A 22235-nucleotide genomic window follows, 5' to 3' on the forward strand; every position below is an offset into this window, starting at 1 on the left:
CGTGAGCAACGACCTCAACTCCCTCGAGGGCGAGATCGAGCAGACCCGGGAACGTCTGGCCTCGACCATCGACGAGCTGCTGCACCGCACCAACCCGAAGACGATCGCCCGCAAGGAGGCGAACGCCGTCAAGGGCTACTTCGTCGACGCGACCACGGGCGCGCCCCGCACCGACAACATCCTCAAGGTCGTCGGCGGGGTCGCGGGCGCGGTCGCGGTGGTCGTGGTCGTCCGCAAGCTCGTCAAGTGACCTCCGGCGGCGGTGCCGGTGACGGCACCCCGATCCGCATGCTCCACGACCGCCTCCTCGTCGAGCTCGACCGCGAGGCGGGGGAGCGGCGCTCGTCGGGCGGCATCGTGATCCCGGCGACCGCGGCGATGGGCGCCAAGCGCCTCGCCTGGTCGCGGGTCGTCGGCGTCGGCCCGCAGGTGCGCTCCGTCGAGGTCGAGGACCGCGTGCTCTTCGACCCGGACGACCGGGCCGAGGTCGAGGTGCACGGCGACACCTACGTGGTGCTGCGCGAGCGCGACGTGCACGCGGTGGCCGCGGGTCGGCTGGGCGACTCGGCCACGGGCCTCTACCTCTGAGGCCCCTGGGCCGAGGACACCGCGGTCACCCGCGGCGCCACCACCGGCGGGTCTTGCCGTCGGGTCGGGACTCCCGCACCGTGCGGCTGCGGGCCTTCTTCCCGTCCCCGCCGCCCGCGTCGGCCTCCTCGCGGTAGTAGCCGCCGTAGTAGTAGCCGCCCGCCGAGTTGCGCCGCGGCACGCGGTTGAAGACCACGCCCAGCACGCGGCCGCGCACCGCGGTGAGGTTGCCCAGCGACGTCTCCAGCTCGGTGTCGACGGTGCTGCCGTAGGACACGACGACGATCGCGCCGTCGGCCACGGTGGAGAGCACGGCGGCGTCCGTCACGGGCAGCAGGGGCGGGGCGTCCAGCACGACGAGCGCCGACTCCGCCATCTGCTTGAGCAGGTTGCGCATCGACTGCGAGCCGAGCATCTCGCTGGGGTTGGGCGGCACGCCGCCGGCAGCGAGCACCTGGAACCCGGGCACGGCGGGGTGGTCCTGCAGGACGTCGTCGAGCTCGGCCCGCCCGATGAGCACGTCCGTCAGGCCTGCACCCTCGACGAGGCCGAGCGTCGGGGCGACCACGGGACGGCGGAGGTCGGCGTCGACCAGGATGACCGGCTGGCCCGAGGTCGCGATCGCGGCGGCGAGGTTGGTCGACACCGTCGACTTGCCGTCCGACTGCCGCGAGCTGGTCACGACGATGATCCGGGGCGGGTTGTCGACGTCCATGTAGGACAGGTTGGTCCGCAGCTTGCGGAAGGCCTCGCCCGCGATGAAGGCCGAGTTCTGCTCCGTCTCCGTCACCGCCAGGTCGGCCGCCTCGCCGCGCTCGTGCTCCAGGGCCTTCGTGGCGGGGATGGCGCCGATGACGGCCACGCTGAACTTCTTCTCGATCTCCTGCGCGGTGCGCAGGCGACGGTCGAGCTGGGACCGCACCGCGGCGTACGCGACGCCGAGGAGGAGACCCAGGACGAGGCCGATGCCGCCGTCGCGCGCCGGCACGGGGGAGACGGGCGTGCTCGGGAGCGCCGCGCCCTCGACGGGGCGCACGACGAGGCCGGTGCTGCCGGCGACGGCGTCCGGGTTCTGGATCTCGTCGATCTCGTCGGCCAGCGCCTGCACCCACGCGTCGGCGAGGTCGCGGGCGGCCTGGGGGTCGCCGGCCTCGGCCGTGATGCGGATGAGGGACGTGTCGACGGGCTGCTCGACGGAGATGCGACCGATCAGTGCCTGGGGGGAGGAGTCCAGGCCGAGGGCCGTGATGGCCCGCTCCGCGACGGGACGGCTGCCGGCGACCTCGACGAACGACTTGGCCTGCGACTTCGCCAGGGAGTCGGCGACCGACTGACCCGCGATGGACGGATCGGGGTTGGCCGAGGTGACGAGACCGGTGGCGTTGGCGGCGTAGACCGCCGGCTGGCTCAGCGAGTAGGCCAACGCGAGCACGAGGCACGCGACGACGATGACCCCGGCGCCGAGCCAGTGGTTGCGCAACGCTCGCAGGTAGTCGCTGAGGGACATGGGGTCCTTCCATCGGGAGGGTCTCGCGCCTCACGGAATGCGGATTTCGGCTCCGTGACCGCGCGTTCTCGTGGGAGCCTGAGCCCGTGAGGATCCTCATCGTATGCGTCGGCAACGTGTGTCGTTCGCCTCTTGGAGAACGTCTCCTGCGCCTCGCGCTGGCCGACGAGGTCGCCGCCGGTCTCGTCGAGGTGACGAGCGCCGGCACGGGCGCGCTGGAGGGTCGGGCCATGGAGCCGGACGCCGCCGCCGAGCTGGCGCGGCTCGGCGGATCGGCCGACGGGTTCGTCGCCCGTGCGGTCACCGACGAGATGCTCCGGGCCTCCGACCTCGTGCTGACGGCGACCACCGAGGTGCGCAAGCAGGTCGTGGGCATCACCCCCGCGGTGCTGCACCGCACCTTCACGCTCAAGGAGCTCGCGCTCGTGGTCGAGGAGGAGGCGCAGCACGTGCAGGTGCTGCCCGACGTACGTCGCGCGATGCGGGCCCTCTCGGCCCGGCGGGGCGCTGTCTCGCGCAACGACCTCGACGTGCCGGACCCCATGGGGCGGGACGCGGCGCGCCACCGCGAGGCGGCCGACCAGATCGCCGCCACGGTCGAGGTGCTCGCCCCGCTCGTGGCCGTGCTCGTCGAGGAGCGGCAGGCGGCCGAGGCGGAGGCCCTGGAGGCCCAGGAGGCCCAGGAGGAGGCCCAGGAGGCCCGGGCAGGGGAGGCGTGAGAGCGGCCTCCCGGCGCGTCTCAGGTCAGCAGGACGAGCCCGCGCTCGGCCAGCTCGTCGAGGAAGGGCAGCACGTCGCCCCGCACCTGGGCGGCGGCCGCGCCGTACTCGGTGGCGAGGAGCAGCACGAGCGCGCCGAACGTCGTCGGCTGCTCGAGGCACTCCCAGACGGAGACGCCGACGGGGTTGAGCTCGAGGTACTCGCCGCGCTCGTCGAGCAGCACCATCGTGTCCCCGGTGCTGGTGCCGAGGGCCGACGGGTTGCGGCGGAGCGTGGTCGTGTCGTCGATGCGCACGGGGTGATGGTGCCATGAGCGCGGTCCCCGACGAGGCCGTGCTCGTCCCGGTCCACGGGCTCGGTGCGGTGGTGACGCTGCGGCTGCGCGGCACCGAGCGCGCCACGCTGGTCGACACCGTCCGCGCGGCCTGGGAGCGGTGCCTCGCGCCGTTCCCGGTCCCCGGGGAGGACGGGGACGGCGGGGAGGACGGCCCCGTCGACGGCGGCACGCTCGACGTCGTGCTCGACGCGCCGTCCGCCGATCCCGCCGAGCGCCACGCCGCGGTCGCGGCGGGGGCGGTGGTCGGCACCGCGCTCGCCGACGTGATGCACCAGCTCTCGCCCGCGGTCACCCTGCGGCTCATCGAGCGCCGCGCCGGTGCGCTGATGATGCTCCACGCCTGCGCGCTGGCGCACCCGGAGACGGGGCGCACGGCGGTGCTCGTGGCGCCGTCCGGCACGGGCAAGACGACCCTCGCGCGCACGCTGGGCACGTCGTTCGGCTACCTCACCGACGAGACGGCCGGCATCGACGCGACCGGCCGGCTGCTGCCCTACCCGAAGCCGTTGTCGGTGATCCCCGTGCCCGGGGAGCCCGTCAAGGACCAGCTGGCGCCCGCCGCGTGCGGCCTCGCACCGGTGCCGGCCGACCCCCGCCTCGCCGCGGTCGTCCTCCTCGAGCGGTCCCCGGACGGCCCGGAGGAGCCCGAGGTGACGTCGGAGTCGACGGTGCGGGCGCTCGCGACCCTGGCGGGGCAGACGTCGTACCTCACCCGCGTCGAGCGCCCGCTCCACGCCCTGGCGGCCACGATCGAGCAGGGCGGCGGGCTGCGGCGGGTGCGCTACCGCGAGTCCGCGAGCCTCGCCCCGCTCCTCGCGGAGTGGCTGGCGTGAGCGGCCTGCGGGTGCGCCGGGCGCCGGTGGCGGACTGGTACGTCGCGGGCGAGGAGTCCGCCGTCATGGTGGGCGCCACCGTCGTCGTGCTGTCGGCGCTCGCCACGGCGGTGCTCGAGATCCTCGACGGGTCCGGTGCCGGGTCCGGTGCCGGGTCCGGTGCGGGCGCCGGTGCCTGGACCGACGCCGCCGTCGTCACGGCCGGTCTCGTGGAGCTCTTCGGTGCGCCGGACGGGGTCGACGTGCACGCCACCACGGCGTCGGTGCTGACCGACCTCGCGGAGCAGGGCGTGGTGGAGACGGAGCAGCCGTCGGGACCGGTCGCGGGTTGACCCCGGTGGGACGCTGGAGACCATGAGCGACCACGTCTCCGCAGCAGCATCCGGCCACTTCCGCATCGGGGGCGAGCTCCCCGTCGTCCGCCTCGGCTACGGCGCCATGCAGATCACCGGCGACGGGGTCTGGGGCTGGCCCGAGGACCGCGAGGGCGCGATCGCCGTGCTCCGGCGGGCCGTCGAGCTGGGTGTCACCTTCATCGACACGGCGGACTCCTACGGCCCGACCGTCTCCGAGGAGCTCATCGCCGAGGCGCTGCGGCCCTACGCCGACGACCTCGTCATCGCCACCAAGGCCGGCCTCGTGCGCACCGGTCCGGGCGAGTGGATCCCGGTCGGGCACCCGGCGTACCTGCGCCAGCAGGCCGAGCTCAGCCTCCGCCGTCTCGGTGTCGAGGCCCTCGACCTGTTCCAGCTCCACCGCGTCGACCCCGCCTTCCCGCTGGAGGACCAGGTGGGCGAGCTGAAGAAGCTGCAGGAGGAGGGCAAGGTGCGCCACATCGGGCTCTCCGAGGTGTCGCTGGGCCAGCTGCAGGAGGCCCGCGAGGTCGCCGAGATCGCGACCGTGCAGAACCTGTTCAACCTGGTGAAGCGCGACGCCGAGCCCCTCCTCGACTACTGCGACGCCGAGGGGATCGGGTTCATCCCGTGGTTCCCGCTCGCCACCGGCGAGCTCGCCGGGGCCGACGGCCCGCTGGCGCAGGCGTCCCGCGACCACGGCGCCGAGCCGTCGCAGCTGGCGCTGGCCTGGCTGCTGCGCCGCTCGCCCGTCGTGCTCCCCATCCCCGGCACGAAGACCGTCGCGCACCTCGAGACCAACGTCGCGGCCGCCGGCATCGAGCTGAGCGACGAGGAGTACGCCGCCCTCGACGCGGTGCGCTGAGCCGTCCGTGGCACGACCGCTGCGCCGCCTGGGCTTCCTCACCATCGGGCTCTTCGACCCCGACGAGCCCCGCGCGGGCCACGAGGCGACCCTCCGCGTCATCGAGCTGGGGGAGCGGCTCGGGTTCGACAGCGCCTACGTGCGCCACCGGCACCTCCAGCACGGCATCTCCTCGCCGTTGACGTTCCTGGCCGCCGCCAGCCAGCGCACGAGCCGCATCGACCTCGGCACGGCGGTCATGCCCCTGGGCTGGGAGAACCCGCTGCGCCTGGCCGAGGACCTGGCCACCGTCGACGTCCTCTCCGGCGGACGGTTGCAGCCCGGGATCAGCGTCGGCCCGCCGATGCAGTGGAAGCACGTGCGGGACGCGCTCTACCCCGACACCGCCGACGCGGAGGACTTCTCCTACGCACGGGTCGAGCGCCTGCTGCGGCACCTCCGCGGCGAGCCGGCGAGCACGTTCAGCGGGCAGCAGGGGATCGAGGTGTTCTCCGAGCGCGTCCAGCCGCACGTGCCCGGTCTGGCGGACCGGGTCTGGTACGGCGCCGGCTCCGTCCGCTCCGCCACCTGGGCCGGCGCGCAGGGCCTGGGCCCTGCTGAGCAGCAGCGTCGTGAAGCACGAGGGTGAGTCGGGTGAGCCCGTCGACTTCGCCCGCGCCCAGCGCGCCCAGATGGACGCGTTCCTGGCCGCCCACCCGGACCCCGGGGCGGCCCGCCTGTCGCAGGGACTGGTGGTCGTGCCGACCGACAGCGCGACGGCCGACCAGCGGCGCCGCTACGAGCGGTACGCCGCGGAGCGGCTGCCCCGCACCACGGAGCCCCAGGGACCGGCGCGACTGCTCTTCGCCCCCGACCTCGTCGGGACCTCGGAGCAGATCGCCGAGCAGCTCCGGGCGCACGCGGGCTTCCAGGCCGTCGACGAGGTCGTCTTCGCGCTGCCCTTCTCGTTCGAGCACGACGACTACGTGCAGATCCTCACCGACATCGCCGAACGCCTGGCGCCCGCGCTGGGGTGGACGGCCTCGGAGGGCGCGGGGGCACCCGCGTGAGCGAGGAGCGGGCGGTCGCGGCCGCGCGGGCCCTCGGCGTACCCGTCGCGGTGACCCGGCACGGTCCCGTCCGGTCGCTCGAGGAGGCGGCGGCCGCGCGCGGCGTCGCGCCGGAGCGGCTGGTGAAGACGCTGGTGGTACGGCGCGGGGACGACGACCACCTGCTCGTGCTGGTGCCGGGCGACCGCACGATCAGCTGGCCGCGGCTACGAGCGCTGCTCGGGGTCTCGCGCCTCTCCATGCCGTCGGCCGAGGACGCGCAGCGCGCCACCGGCTACGCCCGCGGCACGATCACGCCGTTCGGCGCGTCGCCGGGGCCGCACGGACCCTGGCCCGTCGTCGCCGACACCCGGGTCACCGGCACGATCTCGATCGGCGGCGGTGACCACGGCGTCGGGCTGACGGTGGAGGCGGAGGCGCTGCTCGCGGCGTACGACGCGGTCGTCGCCGACGTCACCGACCCCGCCTGAGGTGGGCGACGCCTCCCTGCCTGCCCGGTGTCTGCCCGGTGTAACGCGGTGTCCGGGCTACTGGAGCGGCGGTCGACCACTTCTCCAGTAGCAGTAACACCGCGTTACACGAGGAGGGGCAGGCGCGCTGCAACCGCCGACCCCGCCTGAGGTCAGGAGACCTGGTCGAGGATGTTCTGGGTGATCTCGTCGATGCTCGCGCCGCCCACCTGCTGACCGTCGACGAGGACGGTCGGGGTGCCCTGGACGCCGTTGTCGGTGGCGGCGGTGCCGGCCTCCTCGACCCAGTCCTCGAAGGCGAGGTCCTCGATGCCGGGGCGCACGGCGTCCTCGTCGGCGCCCGCGACGACCGCCTGGTCGACCAGCCAGTCGTCGTCGGGGAACGGGCCGCGCTCGCTGGGCTGCTGGTCGTAGAGCAGGTCGTGGAACGTCTTCGCGGCGTCGGGGCCGGCGGCGTCCATGACGACGGCCATCGCGTTGGCGGAGCGGAGCGAGTAGTCGCTGACCCGGCCCAGCAGGTTGAAGACGCGGTACTCCACGACGACGTCGCCCGAGTCGACGAGCTGGGTCAGCCGGTCGCTGCTCGCGGCCTCCAGGGCGCCGCAGAACGGGCAGAGGAAGTCCTCGTAGATCACCACGCGGTGCTCGGCGTCGGGGTCGCCGAACGCGAACCCGTAGTCGGAGGTGACCTCGCCCGCCAGGTTGACGCTGTCGCCGCTGCCGGGAGCGGTGGCCGAGCCTCCGTCGTCGGAGCCAGCGTCGTCGGTGGTGCGGCCCACCCCGGGCGCGTCGGCCTCGCCGGCTCCGTCGTCGTCACCACCGGTGAGCGCCAGCACGCCGATGATGACCGCGGCCACGACGGCGACGACGCCGCCGACGATGAGCCACTCCCGGAGGCGTTCCTTGCGCTGCGCCTCGCGCTGGGCGCGGGCAGCGACCTCCGCCCTGCTCTGCTTCGGACCGTCCGGCTTGCCGGGCGCCTGGGCCATGCGTCCACGCCTCACTTCGTCGGGGTGCTGGGGACCGTTGCTCCCTCCCGAGGCTAGGCAGCGTTCCTGAACCCATCCTGAGTCGCGCCCGCCGTCTGCGGGGCGGGGCGTAGGCTGCGACGTCGTGACGGACCGACTGGTGTGGATCGACTGCGAGATGACCGGCCTCGACCTGGGCGCCGACGCGCTGATCGAGGTGGCCGCGCTGGTCACCGACTTCGAGCTCAACGTGCTGGGTGACGGGGTCGACCTCATCATCAAGCCCGCGCCGGAGGCGCTCGCGCAGATGGGCGACTTCGTCCGCGACATGCACGAGAAGTCGGGCCTGCTCGCGCAGCTCGACACGGGCATGACGCTCGCCGAGGCGGAGGCCGAGGTGCTCGCCTACGTGAAGAGCCACTGCCCCGATGGCAGCCGCCCCCCGCTGGCCGGCAACACGGTGGCCACGGACCGCTCGTTCCTCGCGCGGGACATGACGGAGCTCGAGGGGTTCCTCCACTACCGCATCGTCGACGTCTCCTCGATCAAGGAGCTGTCGCGCCGCTGGTTCCCGCGGGCCTACTACCAGGCTCCGAAGAAGCGCGGGAACCACCGGGCGCTCGCCGACATCCAGGAGAGCATCGAGGAGCTCCGCTACTACCGGGACGCCGTCTTCGTCCCGTCGCCCGGCCCGAGCTCGGCGCAGGCCGGGGAGATCGCCCGCCGTCACGGTGGCGCACTGACCGGGATCGGGGCCCCGGAGCCCGCATCCGACCCGGGTGGTCAGAGCACTCCCTGACACCCGCTACACTTCTGCCCGGCCCGTCGCGATGAGAGTCGCGCACGAGGTCGTGGTGGGTATAGCTCAGCTGGTAGAGCGCCGCCTTGTGGTGGCGGATGTCGCGGGTTCGAGTCCCGTTACTCACCCCGGAGAACGCGCGAGGCCCTCGGGCCTCGCGCGTTCGTCATTTCGCTCCCGGCAAGGCGCCGCCCCGCGCTCGCCGCCTCAGGCCGGCTGCTGCGCCCGTACGCCGAGGCGCGGCAGCACGACGAGGAACGTCGAGCCGATCGAGGGCTCCGACGTCGCGCCGATGACGCCCCCGTGCTGCTCGACGATCGCGTGCGCGATCGACAGCCCGAGCCCCGTGCCCTGGATCGCCTCGCGCTTCGCGATCGAGGAGCGGAAGAACTGCGTGAACAGCTGGTCCTGCTCGTCCACGGGGATGCCGAGGCCGGTGTCGCTCACCTCGATCACGACCTCGTCGGACTCGAGCCGGAGCGAGACGTCGACCTGGCCGCCGTCGTGCGTGAACTTGAGCGCGTTGGTCAGCAGGTTGAGCACGACGCGCTCCAGCATCCCGGCGTCGCCGTCGACGAGGGCCTCGTCGTCGGGCAGTGCGACGCGCACCTCGAGGTCGCGCGTCTCGAGCTGGGGCGCGACGACGTCGTACGCCGAGCGCACCACGTCGCGCAGGTCGAGCGGCTCGCTGGCGAGGTCGAGCTGGCCGGCGTTGACGCGGGAGAGCACGAGGAGGTCCTCGACGAGGGAGCGCAGGCGCTCGCCGTTGTTGATGATGCGCTCGAGCGTCTGCGCCACCAGTGGCGGGATCTCCCCGAGGTCGCCGTCGGCGAGCATCGTGGCGTAGCCGAGGACGCTCGTCAGCGGTGTGCGCAGCTCGTGGCTGACGGTCGAGACCAGGGCGTCCTTCATGCGGTCGGCCTGCTCGAGGCGCTCCACGGCCTCGCGCTCGCTGAGCAGCGCCGCCAGGAGCGCGTCCTGGCGCTGCACCCGCGCGGTGACGTCCTCCGAGGTGCACACGTAGCCGACGACCTCACCGCGCTGGTCGTGCATGCGGGTGATGGTGACCGAGTGGGAGCGCATCTCGCCGGACTTGCGGCGCATCCGCCAGTCCCGCGGCTCGCTCGAGCGCTTCGTGAGGGCGCGGGCGATCCGGTGGAACTCGGGCGCCGTGCCGACGGCCTCCGCCAGTGCGCGCAGCTCCGACCGCGGGACGAAGGCGGCCGGGGTCTGGCCGAGCATGTCGCGTGCGTCGTACCCGAGCAGCAGCTCCGCGCCCACGTTGAAGACCGTGATGCGGCCGTCACGGTCGGTGCCGATGATCGCGGTCCGGGTGGCCGAGTCCATGATCCGGCCCACGAGCTCACGCTCGCGGTGGGCCTCGGCGGACCGAGCGCGGAACAGCTGCGCGACGAGGGTGTAGGGCACGACGAGGAGCACCGCGCTCAGGAGGAACAGGAGCAGGACCGTCGTGTCGGGGACGGCGGTCCGCTCGTGGAGGGCGATGCTGTAGGGGCCGACGCCGATCGAGGCAAAGGTGAGCACCGTCACCGTGATCACGAAGAGCTGCGCGATCATGTCGGTCAGCGTCAGGCGGAGCGCACCCCAGGCCAGGAGCGGCACGAGCGTGAACGCCCAGGCGACCTCGTCCTGCAACGTGAAGACGGCGGTGGTCGCGGCGAGCACGGCGACCCACTGGGCCCATCGCTCGGGATCGGTGACCCGCTGCGTGGTCCGGTCGAAGCGCAGGAAGGGGAGCGTCAGCAGGAGCTGGGAGAACGTCGTGGCGAGCAGCACCAGCACCGACTGGGACGTCCGCGGCTGCACGCCGGCGGCCCCCACGAAGCCGGCGAGCGTGAGCACGCCGAGCAGCGGTCCGAGGGTCCCCGCGACGAGCCAGCGGCCCAGGTCGCCCTGGCTGCGCAGCCCCGGTCGCCCGCGGTCCCGCCGGCGGAGCACGATCGTCGCGGCGAGCGCCTGGACGGCCACGCTGACGCCGAACCCGACGGCCGTGAGGGGCCGGACGTCGACCAGCGACATGGTCCACCAACCGGCGAGCCCGCCGAGCACGACCGGCACCGGCGCCCAACGGAGCGGCGCCACGATGGCCGCGGCCGTCACCAGGCCGACCGGCCACTGGGTGAAGGCGACCACCCAGGTCTCGCCCCAGTAGGCGGCGACGAAGCCGAGGCCGAGCACCGCGAGGAGCAGCAGCGCCGGGAGCCGGGTGCCCGCGAGGAGACCCCCTGCCTCCGGGCGTGCCGCGCCCGCCACGTCGGTGCTGCTCACGCGTCCTCCCTGCTGGGCCAGGCGTCGACGTCGCCTGCCCCTCGTCGCCGCACATTGTGACCCGTCGGGACGGACTTGGCAGGTGAACGGCCACCTGCCCGTCGGCCGGGGCCCGCGGAGGATCGTCCTAGGGTGAACCGCATGGACGAGCGCACGGAGACCCGGTCGACCCGGCTCGCGAGCACCGACTACGACGTCGTCGTGGTGGGCGGCGGCCACAACGGGCTGGTGGCCGCCGCCTATCTCGCACGCCGTGGTCTGTCGGTCGCGGTCCTGGAGCGGCTGGGCCGCACCGGAGGCGCTGCCGTCTCCACCGAGGCGTTCCCCGGCGTGCCGGTGCGGCTCTCGCGCTACTCCTACCTCGTGAGCCTGCTGCCCGACCAGGTCGTCACCGACCTCGGGCTCGACCTGCGCCTCGTGTCGCGCTCGACCGCGTCGTACTCGCCCTACCGCCGCGACGGCGTCGACGGCGGCCTGCTCGTCGAACGACCCGAGGGGCCGGCGACGCGGGCGTCGTTCGCGGCGCTGACGGGGTCGGACGCGGCGTACGAGGCCTGGACGTCCTTCTACGGCGAGGTGGAGGAGCTGGCGCGCGTCGTCGCGCCGACGCTGACCCGGCCCCTGCCGCGGGTGGACGACCTGGCGGCGCAGGTGCCCGCCGCGATCTGGCGGGACGTCGTGGAGCGGCCGCTCGGCGAGGCCATCGAGCGGCGGTTCACCGATGACCTCGTGCGCGGCGTCGTCGCCACGGACGGGCTCATCGGCACCTTCGCCTCGCTCCACAGCCCGTCGCTGGTGCAGAACCGCTGCTTCCTCTACCACCTCATCGGCAACGGCACGGGGGAGTGGCGCGTGCCGGTCGGCGGCATGGGGGCGGTCACCGACGCCCTGCACGCCTCCGCCGTCGGCGCCGGTGCGGAGGTGCTGACGCACGCCGACGTACGCCGCGTGCACGCCGCCTCCGCGAGCGGGACCGCCGGCGGGTCGGGGGCCGAGGTCACCTTCGTCGACGCCGAGGGCACCCACAGGGTCGGGGCGCGGTTCGTGCTGTCCGGGGTGGCGCCGTGGACCTTGGCCGGCCTCGTCGGCGAACCCCTCGAGGAGGTCGTGAAGCCGCAGGGGTCGCAGCTGAAGATCAACCTCCTGCTCGACCGGCTGCCGCGCCTCCGCTCGGGCGTGGACCCGGCCGTGGCGTTCGCGGGCACGTTGCACCTCGCCGAAGGGGCCGGCGAGCTCGAGGCGGCCCACGCCGACGCCGTCGCCGGCCGGGTGCCGACCCGCATGCCGGGCGAGGTCTACTGCCACTCGCTGACGGACCCGTCGATCCTCGGCCCGCTCGCGGGCACCGGTGCGCACACGCTCACCTACTTCGGGCTCCACACGCCCGCGGGGCTCTTCGCCGGCGACCCGGGGTTCGCGAAGGTCGCCGTCGAACGCGCCATCGCCTCCCTCGACGAGGTGCTCCTCGACCCCATCTCCTCCGTGGTGGCACGGGACGCCGACGGGAACCCGTGCATCGAGGCGAAGACCCCGCTGGACGTCGAGGCGGACCTCCAGATGCCCGGCGGGCACATCTTCCACGGCGACCTCGAGTGGCCCTGGGCGCCCTCGCGCGCCGCGCTCGACGCGCCGGCGGCGGCGTGGGGCGTGGAGACCGCGTACGACGGCGTGCTCCTCTGCGGCTCCGGTGCACGCCGCGGTGGCGCGGTCTCCGGCCTCGGCGGGCACAACGCCGCGCACGCGGTGCTGGACGCCATCTGAGCCTCGATTTTTCTGGGGCGTCACCCGCTGCTAATGTTGCACCCGCTTCACCGGGCGCCATTAGCTCAATTGGCAGAGCAGCTGACTCTTAATCAGCGGGTTCGGGGTTCGAGTCCCTGATGGCGTACAGATCGAGAAGGCCCCGCACCGTTCGGTGCGGGGCCTTCTGCGTTGGTGGCGTCGCTGCCGTTGCCCCGGGGCGGCGCCTGAGTGGCAGCGGGCCGGGTACCGAGGAAGTACGGCGCCGTTCTCGTCGCCGCGTACCACTCCCTCCCCCCACCGGGCGTGACGGAGCCAGCCCGCTGGCTCGGTCGTCGCCGTCAGGAGCAGTCATGTCCCCCTCCCAGTCCCTTCCGTCGTACCAGGGCGTCGGCGCCGCGCGCCGTCGCATCAGCACCGAGACCAAGGCCTCGTTCAAGACGACCGAGCTCGTCGCGTTCGTCGTGGTCGCCCTCGGGATCCTCATCGCCTCCGCCGTCGTGGACGCCTCCGACTTCGGGGCCCAGGAGGCGTGGTTCTACGTCACGCTCCTGACCATCGGCTACATGGTGAGCCGCGGCCTCGCGAAGTCCGGCTCGCGGGACTTCTACGACGACGAGGACGGCCGCGATTCGCGGTCGGGCGGGTCGGTCGGGTCGGCGGGATCGGCCGGGTCGGCGGGGCACGCGCAGCACCAGGGCACCGGGTTCCCCTCCTGAGGAATGTCTTCCGAGTAACGCCTCCCGAGTAACGCCTCCCGAGTGACGCTCTCCCGGGTGACGTCGACAGGCCCCGCACCGTGCTGGTGCGGGGCCTGTTGATTGCTGGCTTCCGCCGGGCATGCTGCGCCGCCCGGCCACTGGGTGAGGACGGGCGGCGGTGTGGGGGCTAGGTCGTTTCTGGTGGTGGCCAGGGGTGGGTGCCGTCGGGGTCGACGAGGTAGGTCTGGCCCGTCGGACTGGTCCAGATGAGGGCGTTCGGTGGTTCCCCGTTGTCCGGGTTGGTGGGTCGGTAGGTCCAGCGTTTCCCGGTGCGTAGCTCGCGGTGGGTCTTCATGCGGTGGTGGCGGCGGCAGAGCGGGAACAGGTTGGTCGTCGAGGTCTGGCCGGGTGGGCCGTTCTCGTCGTAGGCCTGGCGGTGGTCGAGGTCGGCGGTGCGTGAGCTGCGGGTGCAGTACGGGAACACACACCTGGGCCAGCGGACACGGACGTGGTCAGCGATCCAGTCCGGTGGGGTGTAGCCGTTGACAGCGTCGTGCTGGTTGAGGTCGATGACCGGCTTGATCGTGACGGTGGTGTCGGGGCTGGCGCACCAGGTCTGGACCTGCTCTGCGGTGACTGTGCCGCGGGGTAGGCCGGGGGTGTCGAGCCGGGCGAGGTCGATGCCGGTGGTGCCGGTGCAGGCGTCGATCCCGGGGCCGAATCCGGTCAGGGTGCCGGTGATGGCGGCCTGGTCGAGGTGCACGAAGAGCACCACCTCCCGCCGAGTGCGTGTCGGCGTGGGCGGCTGGCCCTCGTCGTACTCGAGCGTGCTGATTCCGTCGCAGCGCCGCGCCACCTCGCCCAGGGCCATCGAGCGGCGGACGTCGAGGTCCTGATCGCACCCCAGCTCGACGAGCTGCCGCGCGACGTGGGCCACCGTCCGCTCCAAGTCCAGCGCGTCGGCCAGGTCGAGGGTGCCGTGGACGTCCACGGTCCCGCGCAGCGTGCCCGTGAGCGGGTCCGCGTAGCCCACGTCGCCCAGCTCGATCGTCAGGTGCCGGCCCCCGTCGGCCTCGGCCCGCTCGGCCTCGGTGGTCTCGGGGTCGAACCGCGCCGCGGCCTCGACCACCAGACGGTCGACCTCGGGACCGGTGGCCTTGCCAGCGACGTACGCCACATGGCGATCCACGAACCCCGCGCCCTCGAAGGTCAGCGTCCGTGTCGCCTGTGCGATCCGGCGTCCTCGCCAGACATCGACCTCGCCCGCGGCGATCCGGGCGTGGACACGGGGCAGGCGGTAGCGCAGCTCCACCGCATCCCCGACCAGCCGCCGTGCGGCATCGAACGAGCACCCCCGAGCAGCGGCGACCTCGCCGATGCAGAACTCCGCCACCACGGGCGCTCCAGGGCCCCCCAGCTCGAGGAACTGGTCCCCGGCCAGTTTCTCGGCGTAGGACTCCTCGTGCCACTCGCCCAGCACCGTGATGGGATCCCCGACGACCTCGTCGGAGGTGTGCGCCGTTGCCCAGTCGCCCACGGCGACGAACGCAGCCGCTTCCGCGACACGAGCAGCGTGTGTGCGCTCGCGGACCGCGTCGATCAACGCAGTCGCCGCAGTCGCCGCCGTGTGCCGGGTCCCCCGATCCATGACCCCACTCTAATCGAACAGACATTCGATCACCACCTTTTGGTGGTGATCTGTGGATGACCGATCCGAGGCCGGCGTCGAGTTGTCACGTACGCAGCGACGAGCTCCCGGCTGCACCGCGGCGTACGTGACAACTCGACGCACCCGCCGCGCCGTCCGACCCACCTCGACGCTCCCGCCGCGCCGTACACCCCAACTCGACGCACCGCGCCGCACCGTTCAACCCAACTCGACGTCCCCGCCGCGCCGTCCGACCCACCTCGACGCACCTACCGCGCCGTCCGACCCAACTCGGCGCGCTTCGGCCCGAACCATCCGCACGCCCACAGGGCCGCCAGGACCAGCACGGGCTGGAAGAACAGGCGCGTCAGCCGTGCGCCGTCGGTGTCGAGCCCGAACGCGGAGGTGCCCTCGACGTACTGCGCCACGTTGCCCGGGAACACCGCCACGAAGAAGACCGCCACCACGAGGCCCGTGAGGCGGCGGAGCCGCGCCGGGGCCAGCAGCAGTGCGAGCCCGAGGGCGATCTCCACGACCCCGGAGACGACGACCACGAGGTCGGCGTCGACCGGGAACCACGACGGCACCTGGGCCTGGAACTCCGTGCGGAGCGAGGTCAGGTGCAGCACGCCGGCCGCGACGAGGAAGACCCCGAGCGCGACCCGGAGCGCGTGGCGGGCCAGGGTCACGGGTGCTGCTCGTGACCGGGGTGGCCGTGGGTGCGCCGGTCCTCCTTCATCTCCGCCTCGAAGAGGTGGCGACGTCCCTCGACGAGCTCGTCGCGCGCCTCCTTCTCGATGCGGCGGAAGGTGGCGTAGTAGCCGTCGTCGTACTCCTCGACGATCTGGAACGACCAGCGGCCGTAGAGCAGGTTGCGGCCGACGACCTCCCGCTCGACGCGGTCCGCCAGCTCGCCGTGACCGGCCTCCCGGAGCTCGTCGACGGCCTGGCCGACAGTGAGGTCGGCGGTGCCGGAGAGCCGGTGGAACGTGTAGAGGTGGCCGCGCGCGACCTCCACCGCCTCGAGGGCCTCGGACAGCTTGCCGAGTGCGCTGACGGTGGCATCGGTGACGCCGTCGGGCCGCTGGTGGTCGTCCATGGGTCGATGGTGCCGGACAGCACAAGACGCCCCCGCCCCGAAGGGCGAGGGCGTCTCGTGGGTGGATCAGGACCAGATGACCTGCGTGTCGTCCCACAGGCTGTAGTCGTCGCCCTCGGCGAACGCGACCTGCGTGACGGCCTGGTCGGAGAGGAAGGTGTCGCAGGTCTCGAACGTCGAGCCGTCCCAGTCGGTGTCGGGGCTCTCCTCGTCGCAGCCGCCGACGCCGTTGCCGAAGTTGATGAGCTGCGAGGTGTCGTTGCCGTCGGCGGTGAGGCCGTCGAGGCTGATCACCATGCCGCCGAGGTTCTCGGGGGACTCGACGCCGGTGACCTCGTAGGTCACGTGGTACGGCGTCATCCCTTCCGCGCCGTCGACATCGGCGACGTCGGCCGGGTCACCCTCGCGGATCTCGACCACGGTGATCTCGATGACGCCCTCGTTGCCGGCGTAGTCGAAGGGCACCGTGGCGGTGTCGCCGAGTGCCAGGTCTGAGCCGGGCTCGGTCAGCTCGCCGTCGAACGTGGCGGCGTCGTCGCTCTCGTCCTCCGTCGCGTCGTCGGTGGGGTCGTCGGTCTCCTCGTCGTCGCTGGTCTCGTCGTCGGAGGTCGACGGGGTCGACTCGCTCGTCGCGTCGGACGAGTCGTCCGCGTCGTCGCTCCCGCAGGCGCTGAGGGCAGCGGTGAGGACGGTCGCGACCGCGACGGTGGCCAGCTTGCGGCGGTGACGCATGGGGGTGCTCCAGTTCTGCTCGGGGAGGCACCGCCTCCCCGCGGCGCCGAGGAGGTCTTTACCTTCCTCGGAGCCCAGCGAAACTGCGCTTGCGTCGGTGACCTGTGCCACGCAGGGCTGGACGGTGCCCCCGGCAGGATTCGAACCTGCGACCGGCGGATTAGAAGGCCGCTGCTCTATCCAGCTGAGCTACGGAGGCGCGGCGACCCGCGGCACGGCCGCGGTCACCGGTGTGATTGTAGGGGTCGTCTGCCCCGATCTGCTGTGCCGTCGGCCAGCGACTGGGAGGATGCTCGCCGAGAAGAGCAGGAGCGCCCGCGTCGTCGGAGCGTCGACGAGGGAGCAGAGCACGTGTCCGAGCAACCGTCCACCCCCGACCCCGGGGCGCCGGGCCCGTACGGCGCACCCCACGCCGCGTCGTACCCGGCGGGACCGCTCGTCCCCGAGCGGCTCGCTCCGCCGCTCCCGACGTACCCCGGACCCGACGCGCCCCCCTCAGCCGAGGGCAGCCGCCTCGCCTCCGCCGCGCTCGCCCTCGCGTGCCTGCCGCTCGGCGTCACCAACGTGCTCGGGGTCGTGCTCGGCGCCGTCGGCATGGCCGCCGGCCCGCGGGTGCGGCCGCGGTGGGGCATGTCCGTCGCCGCCGTCGTCGTGGGCACGCTCTGGATGGCGGCGGGAGCCGGGATCGGGGTCGCCGTGTGGACGGCGGACCGTGACGCCGACCCCGACACGGCCGCCCGGGTCGCGGAGCTGGGCGACGAGGTCGACGACCTGCGCGGCGACGTGTTCGACGCGCTGGGACCCGGCGGCGCCTACTCCGAGACCGAGGTGTTCGCGGAGCTCGACGACGAGGAGGAGCGTGCGGCGGTCGAGGTCCTCGACGAGGACGTGCCCGTCACCGATCTCGCGCCGGGCACGTGCGTCCTCGACCCCGCGCTGAACCAGGTGCTGTGGACGGGGGAGCACCTCCCGAGGGTCCTCGCCACCGTCGACTGCGCCGACGCGCACGACGCCGAGCTGGTGGGGACGATCACCGTGCCCTCCCGCGCCGCCGAGGACGGCTGGGACAGCGACCCGTTCTGGGAGTTCGCCTACGACACCTGCGACGACGCCTTCTACGACTACGCCGGCGACAGCGGCTACTGGGAGGCGGAGGACGTCTACACGGCCTTCGTCCCCCCGTCGGAGGAGGCGTGGGACGCCGGCGACCGCACCGTCCACTGCTTCGCGTCGGGCGAGGTCCTGACGACGGGCTCCCTGCGCGCCGTCGAGGCCGGCTGACGTGGGCGACCACGACGTCCCGCCCGGGCCGCCCCCGGAGCAGTTCCTGCGGCCGACGCCCGTCCCGCCGCAGGACGGCGCCGCCGCCCCGCCGCCGTACGTCGCGCCCCCGTCCTCGCCGTACCCCGCGCCCCCGCCGTACCCCGCCCCCTGGGGCGGTCCGGTGCCGCCGCCCCGGAAGTCCGGCACGGGCCTCGCCGTCGTCGTCGGCATCGCCGTGGCGGCCGCGGCGCTGGGTGTGGGTCTGATGCTGGTCGACGACGCCCTGGAGAGCCCGAACGCCGGCACCACCATGGAGGGCGTCGACGAGAGCGACCCGTGGTTCGTCGAGGACCTCGACGCCACGCCGGTCCGGGTCGAGGACCTGGCCGTGGGGGACTGCTTCTTCGACGGCCCGTACGTCGCGGACGACGACCTCGGGACCAGCTGGGAGGTCGACCTGGTCGACTGCGCCGACGAGCACGCGCTGGAGGTCGTGGGCGAGTTCGAGCTGACCGGCGAGCGCCTCCCGCGGCAGAACGAGGCGTTCTTCAGCGACCTCGAGGAGCGTTGCTGGTCGGCCTTCGACGACAACGTGGCTCCGGGCGTCGCGTCGGACGACCGGTGGATCAACTTCTACTGGCCCTCCCGGCAGTCGTGGGACCAGGGCGACCGGCTCGTGACCTGCGTGGCCGCGACCGATCGGCTGGTGCGGGGGTCCCTCGTCCGCGGCTCGGGGGCCGCCTGACGTTTCCGCGGTACGCCGCGGCTCCGCCTACCATCGACCGGTGATCGACCCCGCTGCACCCGCCGCCACCCGCCCGGACGGCATCGACCCCCGACGACCTCGCCACGACGCTCCGCGTGCTGCAGGAGGTCGCGGCGCTCCACCCGGACCACCCCGACGTCACGACGGTGAAGCGCGCCGCGTCGTACATGTACAAGCTCATCAAGAAGACCCGTCGCGCCGAGATCCGCATGGAGCGGCAGACCCACGACCAGGAGATCATCGAGCGCACCGCGACCGGGTCGCGGATGCGGATCGACGACGAGACCGCCGGGATCCCGCTCGTCTCGACGGCGCCGGGCGCCTTCGCGGGCGAGCTCATCACGGCGCGCGGCTGCTACATCTGCAAGCAGGACTTCACGCTCGTCGACGCCTTCTACCACTGGCTGTGCCCCTCCTGCGCCGCGAAGTCGCACGCCAAGCGGGAGCAGCGCACCGACCTCACCGGCAAGCGGGCGCTGCTGACGGGCGGCCGGGCGAAGATCGGCATGTACATCGCGCTCCGCCTCCTCCGCGACGGCGCCGACCTGACGATCACGACGCGGTTCCCGCGGGACGCCGTACGGCGCTTCGCCGCCCTCGAGGACTCCGACGACTGGCTGCACCGCCTCAAGGTCGTCGGGATCGACCTCCGCGACCCGACCCAGGTGCTCGCCCTGGCCGACGACGTCGCGGCGGGCGGCCCGCTCGACATCATCGTCAACAACGCCTGCCAGACGGTGCGGCGCTCCCCGGGCGCCTACTCCCAGCTCGTCGAGATGGAGTCGGCGCCGCTGCCGAACGACCGGGTGCTGCCCGAGATGGTCACCTTCGACCGGGTCTCGGAGGCCCACCCGGCCGCGATCGCCGGCGCGCTCGCCGACGTGGCCGTGGCCCACCACGAGGGCGAGTCGGTCGAGCACGCCCAGGCGGTGCACAACGCCGCGTCGCTGACGGCCCTCGCGCTGAAGGCCGGCAACGCCTCCCTCGAGGCGCACCTCGCCGGCACGGCCGTCGACGCCGGCGGCCTGCTGCCCGACCTCCAGACCACCAACTCGTGGACCCAGGTCGTCGACGAGGTCGACCCGCTGGAGCTCCTCGAGGTGCAGTTCTGCAACTCGATCGCGCCCTTCCTGCTCATCAGCCGGCTGCGTCCCGCGATGCGGGAGGCCGTACGTCGCGGGGCCCGCCGCGCCTACGTCGTCAACGTCTCGGCGATGGAGGGCCAGTTCTCCCGGCGCTACAAGGGGCCGGGACACCCGCACACCAACATGGCGAAGGCCGCGCTCAACATGCTCACGCGCACGAGCGCGGGGGAGATGTTCGAGACCGACCGGATCCTCATGACGGCCGTGGACACGGGCTGGATCACCGACGAGCGCCCCCACCAGGAGAAGCTCCGCATCGCCGCCGAGGGGTGGCACGCGCCGCTCGACCTGGTCGACGGGGCCGCGCGGGTCTACGACCCCATCGTGCGCGGCGAGGCCGGCGAGGACCTGTTCGGCTGCTTCGTGAAGGACTACGAGCCCAGCCCCTGGTGACCTCCGCGGGACCGCGTCGTTGACGGGGGCATGGACGCCATCGCCCTCCACGTCCGCCTCGTCGAGCAGGTCGGCCGCGCGGTCGACGAGCTCGTGCGCCCGACCGCGACGAGGCGCTCCCGGCTGGTCGACCTCTGCGTGGAGGGGGCGCTGGCCTGCGACGTCGTGACCGACGACGGTCGCGTCGCCGACGGCCCCGACGTCGCGCGACGGTCGCGCTGGGCCACCTCCGTGCTGTGCGAGCTCGCCGAGCCGGAGGTCGACGCGTCGACGCGCCACCGGCTCGCGCTCGCCACCGAGGTCGGCGTGGCGCGGTTCTGCGCGGCAGTGCGCCGCCGGGCCGTCTGACCCGTCCGGTGGCCCTCCAGGTCAGCCAGGCGTGGCGCAACGGCACCGTCGGGCTGGCCTCCGCGTCCTGAGCGGCAGGCTCAGGGGACGAGCCGCCCCATCCACTCCTCGACGTCGCTGACCGTGCGGGGGAGCGCGGCCGACAGGTTGCGGCAGCCGTCCGCCGTCACGAGCACGTCGTCCTCGATGCGGATGCCGATCCCGCGCAGCTCCTCGGGCACGAGCAGGTCGTCCGCCTGGAAGTAGAGGCCCGGCTCGACCGTGAGGCACATGCCCTCGGCCAGGTCGCCCCGCGGGTAGACGTCGACCGAGGCCTGGGCGCAGTCGTGGACGTCCATGCCGAGCATGTGGCTCGTGCCGTGCAGCGTCCACCGCGCGTAGACGCGGCTGTCCGGGTCGAGCGCCTCCTCCGGCGAGCAGGGGAGCAGCCCCAGGTCACCGAGACCGTGCGCGAGGACGGTCATCGCAGCCTGGTGGACGGCCGTGAACGCCACGCCGGGCCGGACCGTGTCGATCCCGGCCTGCTGGGCGTCGAGCACGAGCTGGTAGAGGTCGCGCTGCAGGGGCGTGAACCGGCCGTCGACCGGCAGGGTGCGCGTGACGTCGGCCGTGTAGAGGTTCCGGCCTTCCACGCCCATGTCGAGCAGGATGAGCTGGCCGGGCACCACGGGGCCGGTGTTGTCGATCCAGTGCAGCGTGGTGGCGTGGGACCCGGCGCCGACGATCGAGTCGTACCCCAGATCGTTGCCCATCGCCCGCGCCCGGCGGAAGAACGTGCCCTCCAGCCAGCGCTCGCCGTGCTCGAGCACCTGCGGCCACTCGCGCACCGCGTCCTCGAACCCCAGCGTGGTGATGTCGCAGGCCTCCTGCAGCTCCTCGACCTCCCACGCGTCCTTCACGAGGCGGAGCTCGGACGCCACGCGCGCGAGCTCGCCGTCGGCCGCCGCGTCACCCTCCGCCGCCGTCGTGGCGTCGACCGTGGCGTCGACCCCGCGCAGCACGCGGGTCTTCCCGCCGCGGCGCAGCTCGGCGTCGAGCTCGTCGCGGTGACGGACCGGCAGGCCCAGGGACGCCTCCAGCTCGGCCAGGGACGGCCGCTCGCCGGCCCAGAGCGCGCCGTACTGGCGGTCGCGGAAGAACTCGTCCGAGTCCCGCCCCGAGCGGGGCCGCGCGTAGAGCACGGGCTCCCCGTCGGTGAGGACCAGCACGGCGTCGGTGGTGTGGTTGCCGCTGAAGTAGGTGTGCGCGGTGTCGGGGCGGAAGCGGTAGTCGGTGTCGTTGGAGCGCTGCTTGAACGACCCCGCGGGCAGCACGAGCCGCTCGCCGGGGAACGCCGTCGCGAGGCGCTCGCGCCGGGCTGCGGCCCACGGCTGGATCGGGTGCGCCGGCACGTCGCGCTCCACCTCGGCCCAGCCGGTGCGCATGAACGCCGCGTACGCCGCCGGCACCGCCGGGTCGTGGGACTCGGTGCCCTTCTCGGGACCGGTCGGGGCGCTGGCGTCCGTCTCCGCAGTCATGACGCCACAGTACGCCGCGGCGACGCCGCGCGACGGCCCGCGATCCGGGCCTGTGGAGAAGCCCCTGAACGGGCCCGGCGGTGTCGCCGCCCTCCACTAGGGTGA

Annotated in this window: 25 protein-coding genes and 3 tRNA genes; 18 read left to right on the forward strand and 10 right to left on the reverse strand. The window is 73.4% G+C overall.

Annotated features, from left to right (window positions below):
- Position 1 precedes the first annotated feature (1 nt).
- Both QE405_RS01230 and QE405_RS01235 read left to right on the forward strand, forming a co-directional pair.
- The gene (locus tag QE405_RS01230; protein WP_307198411.1) at positions 2 to 250 is read left to right on the forward strand and encodes a DUF3618 domain-containing protein; all 249 of its coding nucleotides are present in this window, start codon (positions 2 to 4) and stop codon (positions 248 to 250) included.
- A 38-nt stretch (positions 251 to 288) separates the two neighbouring features.
- The gene (locus QE405_RS01235; RefSeq protein WP_307205429.1) at positions 289 to 588 is read left to right on the forward strand and encodes a GroES family chaperonin; all 300 of its coding nucleotides are present in this window, start codon (positions 289 to 291) and stop codon (positions 586 to 588) included.
- A gap of 25 nt (positions 589 to 613) precedes the next feature.
- Here QE405_RS01235 and QE405_RS01240 read toward each other — a convergent pair whose 3' ends face one another.
- Positions 614 to 2095: a polysaccharide biosynthesis tyrosine autokinase gene (locus QE405_RS01240; RefSeq protein WP_307198412.1), complete on the reverse strand. Its 1482-nt coding sequence runs from the start codon at positions 2093 to 2095 to the stop codon at positions 614 to 616.
- Between the two features lie 86 nt (positions 2096 to 2181).
- On the opposite strand from QE405_RS01240, the gene QE405_RS01245 reads away from it, so the two are divergent.
- A complete protein-coding gene (locus tag QE405_RS01245) occupies positions 2182 to 2814 on the forward strand; it encodes an arsenate reductase/protein-tyrosine-phosphatase family protein (protein WP_307198413.1) in 633 nt (210 codons plus the stop codon).
- 20 nt (positions 2815 to 2834) lie between these two features.
- Here the strand turns inward: QE405_RS01245 and QE405_RS01250 are convergent, their stop codons facing one another.
- On the reverse strand, positions 2835 to 3110 hold the full coding sequence (locus QE405_RS01250; RefSeq protein WP_307198414.1) for a PqqD family protein: 276 nt from the start codon (positions 3108 to 3110) through the stop codon (positions 2835 to 2837).
- 14 nt (positions 3111 to 3124) lie between these two features.
- On the opposite strand from QE405_RS01250, the gene QE405_RS01255 reads away from it, so the two are divergent.
- From QE405_RS01255 to QE405_RS01280, 6 genes are read left to right on the forward strand one after another with little or no spacing between them, the layout of a single operon-like run.
- On the forward strand, positions 3125 to 3985 hold the full coding sequence (locus QE405_RS01255) for a hypothetical protein (RefSeq protein ID WP_307198415.1): 861 nt from the start codon (positions 3125 to 3127) through the stop codon (positions 3983 to 3985).
- On the forward strand, positions 3982 to 4317 hold the full coding sequence (locus QE405_RS01260) for a hypothetical protein (RefSeq protein ID WP_307198416.1): 336 nt from the start codon (positions 3982 to 3984) through the stop codon (positions 4315 to 4317). Before QE405_RS01255 ends, QE405_RS01260 begins: the two co-directional genes overlap by 4 nt.
- A 22-nt stretch (positions 4318 to 4339) precedes the next feature.
- A complete protein-coding gene (locus tag QE405_RS01265) occupies positions 4340 to 5203 on the forward strand; it encodes an aldo/keto reductase (RefSeq protein WP_307198417.1) in 864 nt (287 codons plus the stop codon).
- 7 nt (positions 5204 to 5210) lie between these two features.
- A complete protein-coding gene (locus QE405_RS01270; protein ID WP_307198418.1) occupies positions 5211 to 5831 on the forward strand; it encodes an LLM class flavin-dependent oxidoreductase in 621 nt (206 codons plus the stop codon).
- Entirely contained in the window at positions 5815 to 6252 is a 438-nt protein-coding gene (locus QE405_RS01275; RefSeq protein WP_307198419.1) for a hypothetical protein, read from the forward strand. Before QE405_RS01270 ends, QE405_RS01275 begins: the two co-directional genes overlap by 17 nt.
- A complete protein-coding gene (locus QE405_RS01280) occupies positions 6249 to 6722 on the forward strand; it encodes an aminoacyl-tRNA deacylase (RefSeq protein WP_307198420.1) in 474 nt (157 codons plus the stop codon). Before QE405_RS01275 ends, QE405_RS01280 begins: the two co-directional genes overlap by 4 nt.
- A gap of 152 nt (positions 6723 to 6874) precedes the next feature.
- Here QE405_RS01280 and QE405_RS01285 read toward each other — a convergent pair whose 3' ends face one another.
- Positions 6875 to 7711, reverse strand: coding sequence for a DsbA family protein (locus QE405_RS01285; protein WP_307198421.1), 837 nt, complete (start codon positions 7709 to 7711; stop codon positions 6875 to 6877).
- Positions 7712 to 7835: 124 nt separating this feature from the next.
- Here QE405_RS01285 and orn point away from each other — a divergent pair, with 124 nt between their 5' ends.
- Together orn and QE405_RS01295 are read left to right on the forward strand one after the other, a co-directional pair.
- Positions 7836 to 8489, forward strand: coding sequence for an oligoribonuclease (gene orn / locus QE405_RS01290; RefSeq protein WP_307198422.1), 654 nt, complete (start codon positions 7836 to 7838; stop codon positions 8487 to 8489).
- A gap of 55 nt (positions 8490 to 8544) precedes the next feature.
- Positions 8545 to 8617: transfer RNA gene (locus tag QE405_RS01295), tRNA-His, on the forward strand.
- Positions 8618 to 8696: 79 nt separating this feature from the next.
- Here the strand turns inward: QE405_RS01295 and QE405_RS01300 are convergent.
- Complete coding sequence (locus QE405_RS01300; protein ID WP_307198423.1) at positions 8697 to 10778, reverse strand: sensor histidine kinase; 2082 nt, start codon at positions 10776 to 10778, stop codon at positions 8697 to 8699.
- 141 nt (positions 10779 to 10919) lie between these two features.
- Here QE405_RS01300 and QE405_RS01305 point away from each other — a divergent pair, with 141 nt between their 5' ends.
- The 3 genes from QE405_RS01305 to QE405_RS01315 all read left to right on the forward strand — a co-directional run bounded on the left by QE405_RS01305 (position 10920) and on the right by QE405_RS01315 (position 13237).
- On the forward strand, positions 10920 to 12539 hold the full coding sequence (locus QE405_RS01305) for a phytoene desaturase family protein (RefSeq protein WP_307198424.1): 1620 nt from the start codon (positions 10920 to 10922) through the stop codon (positions 12537 to 12539).
- 54 nt (positions 12540 to 12593) lie between these two features.
- Positions 12594 to 12666: transfer RNA gene (locus QE405_RS01310), tRNA-Lys, on the forward strand.
- A 205-nt stretch (positions 12667 to 12871) separates the two neighbouring features.
- The gene (locus tag QE405_RS01315; RefSeq protein ID WP_307198425.1) at positions 12872 to 13237 is read left to right on the forward strand and encodes a hypothetical protein; all 366 of its coding nucleotides are present in this window, start codon (positions 12872 to 12874) and stop codon (positions 13235 to 13237) included.
- 169 nt (positions 13238 to 13406) lie between these two features.
- Here QE405_RS01315 and QE405_RS01320 read toward each other — a convergent pair whose 3' ends face one another.
- The 5 genes from QE405_RS01320 to QE405_RS01340 all read right to left on the reverse strand — a co-directional run bounded on the left by QE405_RS01320 (position 13407) and on the right by QE405_RS01340 (position 16897).
- Complete coding sequence (locus QE405_RS01320) at positions 13407 to 14867, reverse strand: HNH endonuclease signature motif containing protein (protein WP_307198426.1); 1461 nt, start codon at positions 14865 to 14867, stop codon at positions 13407 to 13409.
- Between the two features lie 269 nt (positions 14868 to 15136).
- The gene (locus tag QE405_RS01325; RefSeq protein WP_307198427.1) at positions 15137 to 15556 is read right to left on the reverse strand and encodes a DoxX family membrane protein; all 420 of its coding nucleotides are present in this window, start codon (positions 15554 to 15556) and stop codon (positions 15137 to 15139) included.
- Positions 15553 to 15966 carry a hypothetical protein gene (locus tag QE405_RS01330; RefSeq protein WP_307198428.1) on the reverse strand — a complete coding sequence of 138 codons (414 nt, stop codon included), beginning with the start codon at positions 15964 to 15966 and terminating at the stop codon, positions 15553 to 15555. Before QE405_RS01330 ends, QE405_RS01325 begins: the two co-directional genes overlap by 4 nt.
- Positions 15967 to 16032: 66 nt before the next feature.
- The gene (locus tag QE405_RS01335) at positions 16033 to 16809 is read right to left on the reverse strand and encodes a hypothetical protein (RefSeq protein WP_307198429.1); all 777 of its coding nucleotides are present in this window, start codon (positions 16807 to 16809) and stop codon (positions 16033 to 16035) included.
- A 14-nt stretch (positions 16810 to 16823) separates the two neighbouring features.
- Positions 16824 to 16897, reverse strand: a tRNA-Arg gene (locus QE405_RS01340).
- Positions 16898 to 17049: 152 nt separating this feature from the next.
- On the opposite strand from QE405_RS01340, the gene QE405_RS01345 reads away from it, so the two are divergent.
- The 4 genes from QE405_RS01345 to QE405_RS01360 all read left to right on the forward strand — a co-directional run bounded on the left by QE405_RS01345 (position 17050) and on the right by QE405_RS01360 (position 20613).
- Positions 17050 to 17979, forward strand: a complete 930-nt coding sequence (locus QE405_RS01345; RefSeq protein WP_307198430.1) for a septum formation family protein — start codon at positions 17050 to 17052, stop codon at positions 17977 to 17979.
- A gap of 1 nt (position 17980) precedes the next feature.
- Entirely contained in the window at positions 17981 to 18706 is a 726-nt protein-coding gene (locus QE405_RS01350) for a septum formation family protein (protein WP_307198431.1), read from the forward strand.
- A 116-nt stretch (positions 18707 to 18822) separates the two neighbouring features.
- Entirely contained in the window at positions 18823 to 20265 is a 1443-nt protein-coding gene (locus QE405_RS01355; protein ID WP_307198432.1) for an SDR family NAD(P)-dependent oxidoreductase, read from the forward strand.
- A 30-nt stretch (positions 20266 to 20295) separates the two neighbouring features.
- Positions 20296 to 20613: a hypothetical protein gene (locus tag QE405_RS01360; protein WP_307198433.1), complete on the forward strand. Its 318-nt coding sequence runs from the start codon at positions 20296 to 20298 to the stop codon at positions 20611 to 20613.
- An 80-nt stretch (positions 20614 to 20693) separates the two neighbouring features.
- Here QE405_RS01360 and QE405_RS01365 read toward each other — a convergent pair whose 3' ends face one another.
- The gene (locus QE405_RS01365; protein ID WP_307198434.1) at positions 20694 to 22130 is read right to left on the reverse strand and encodes an aminopeptidase P family protein; all 1437 of its coding nucleotides are present in this window, start codon (positions 22128 to 22130) and stop codon (positions 20694 to 20696) included.
- Positions 22131 to 22235: the final 105 nt, after the last annotated feature.

It is taken from the genome of Nocardioides zeae (genome assembly GCF_030818655.1).
Taxonomy (GTDB): Bacteria; Actinomycetota; Actinomycetes; order Propionibacteriales; family Nocardioidaceae; genus Nocardioides; species Nocardioides zeae_A.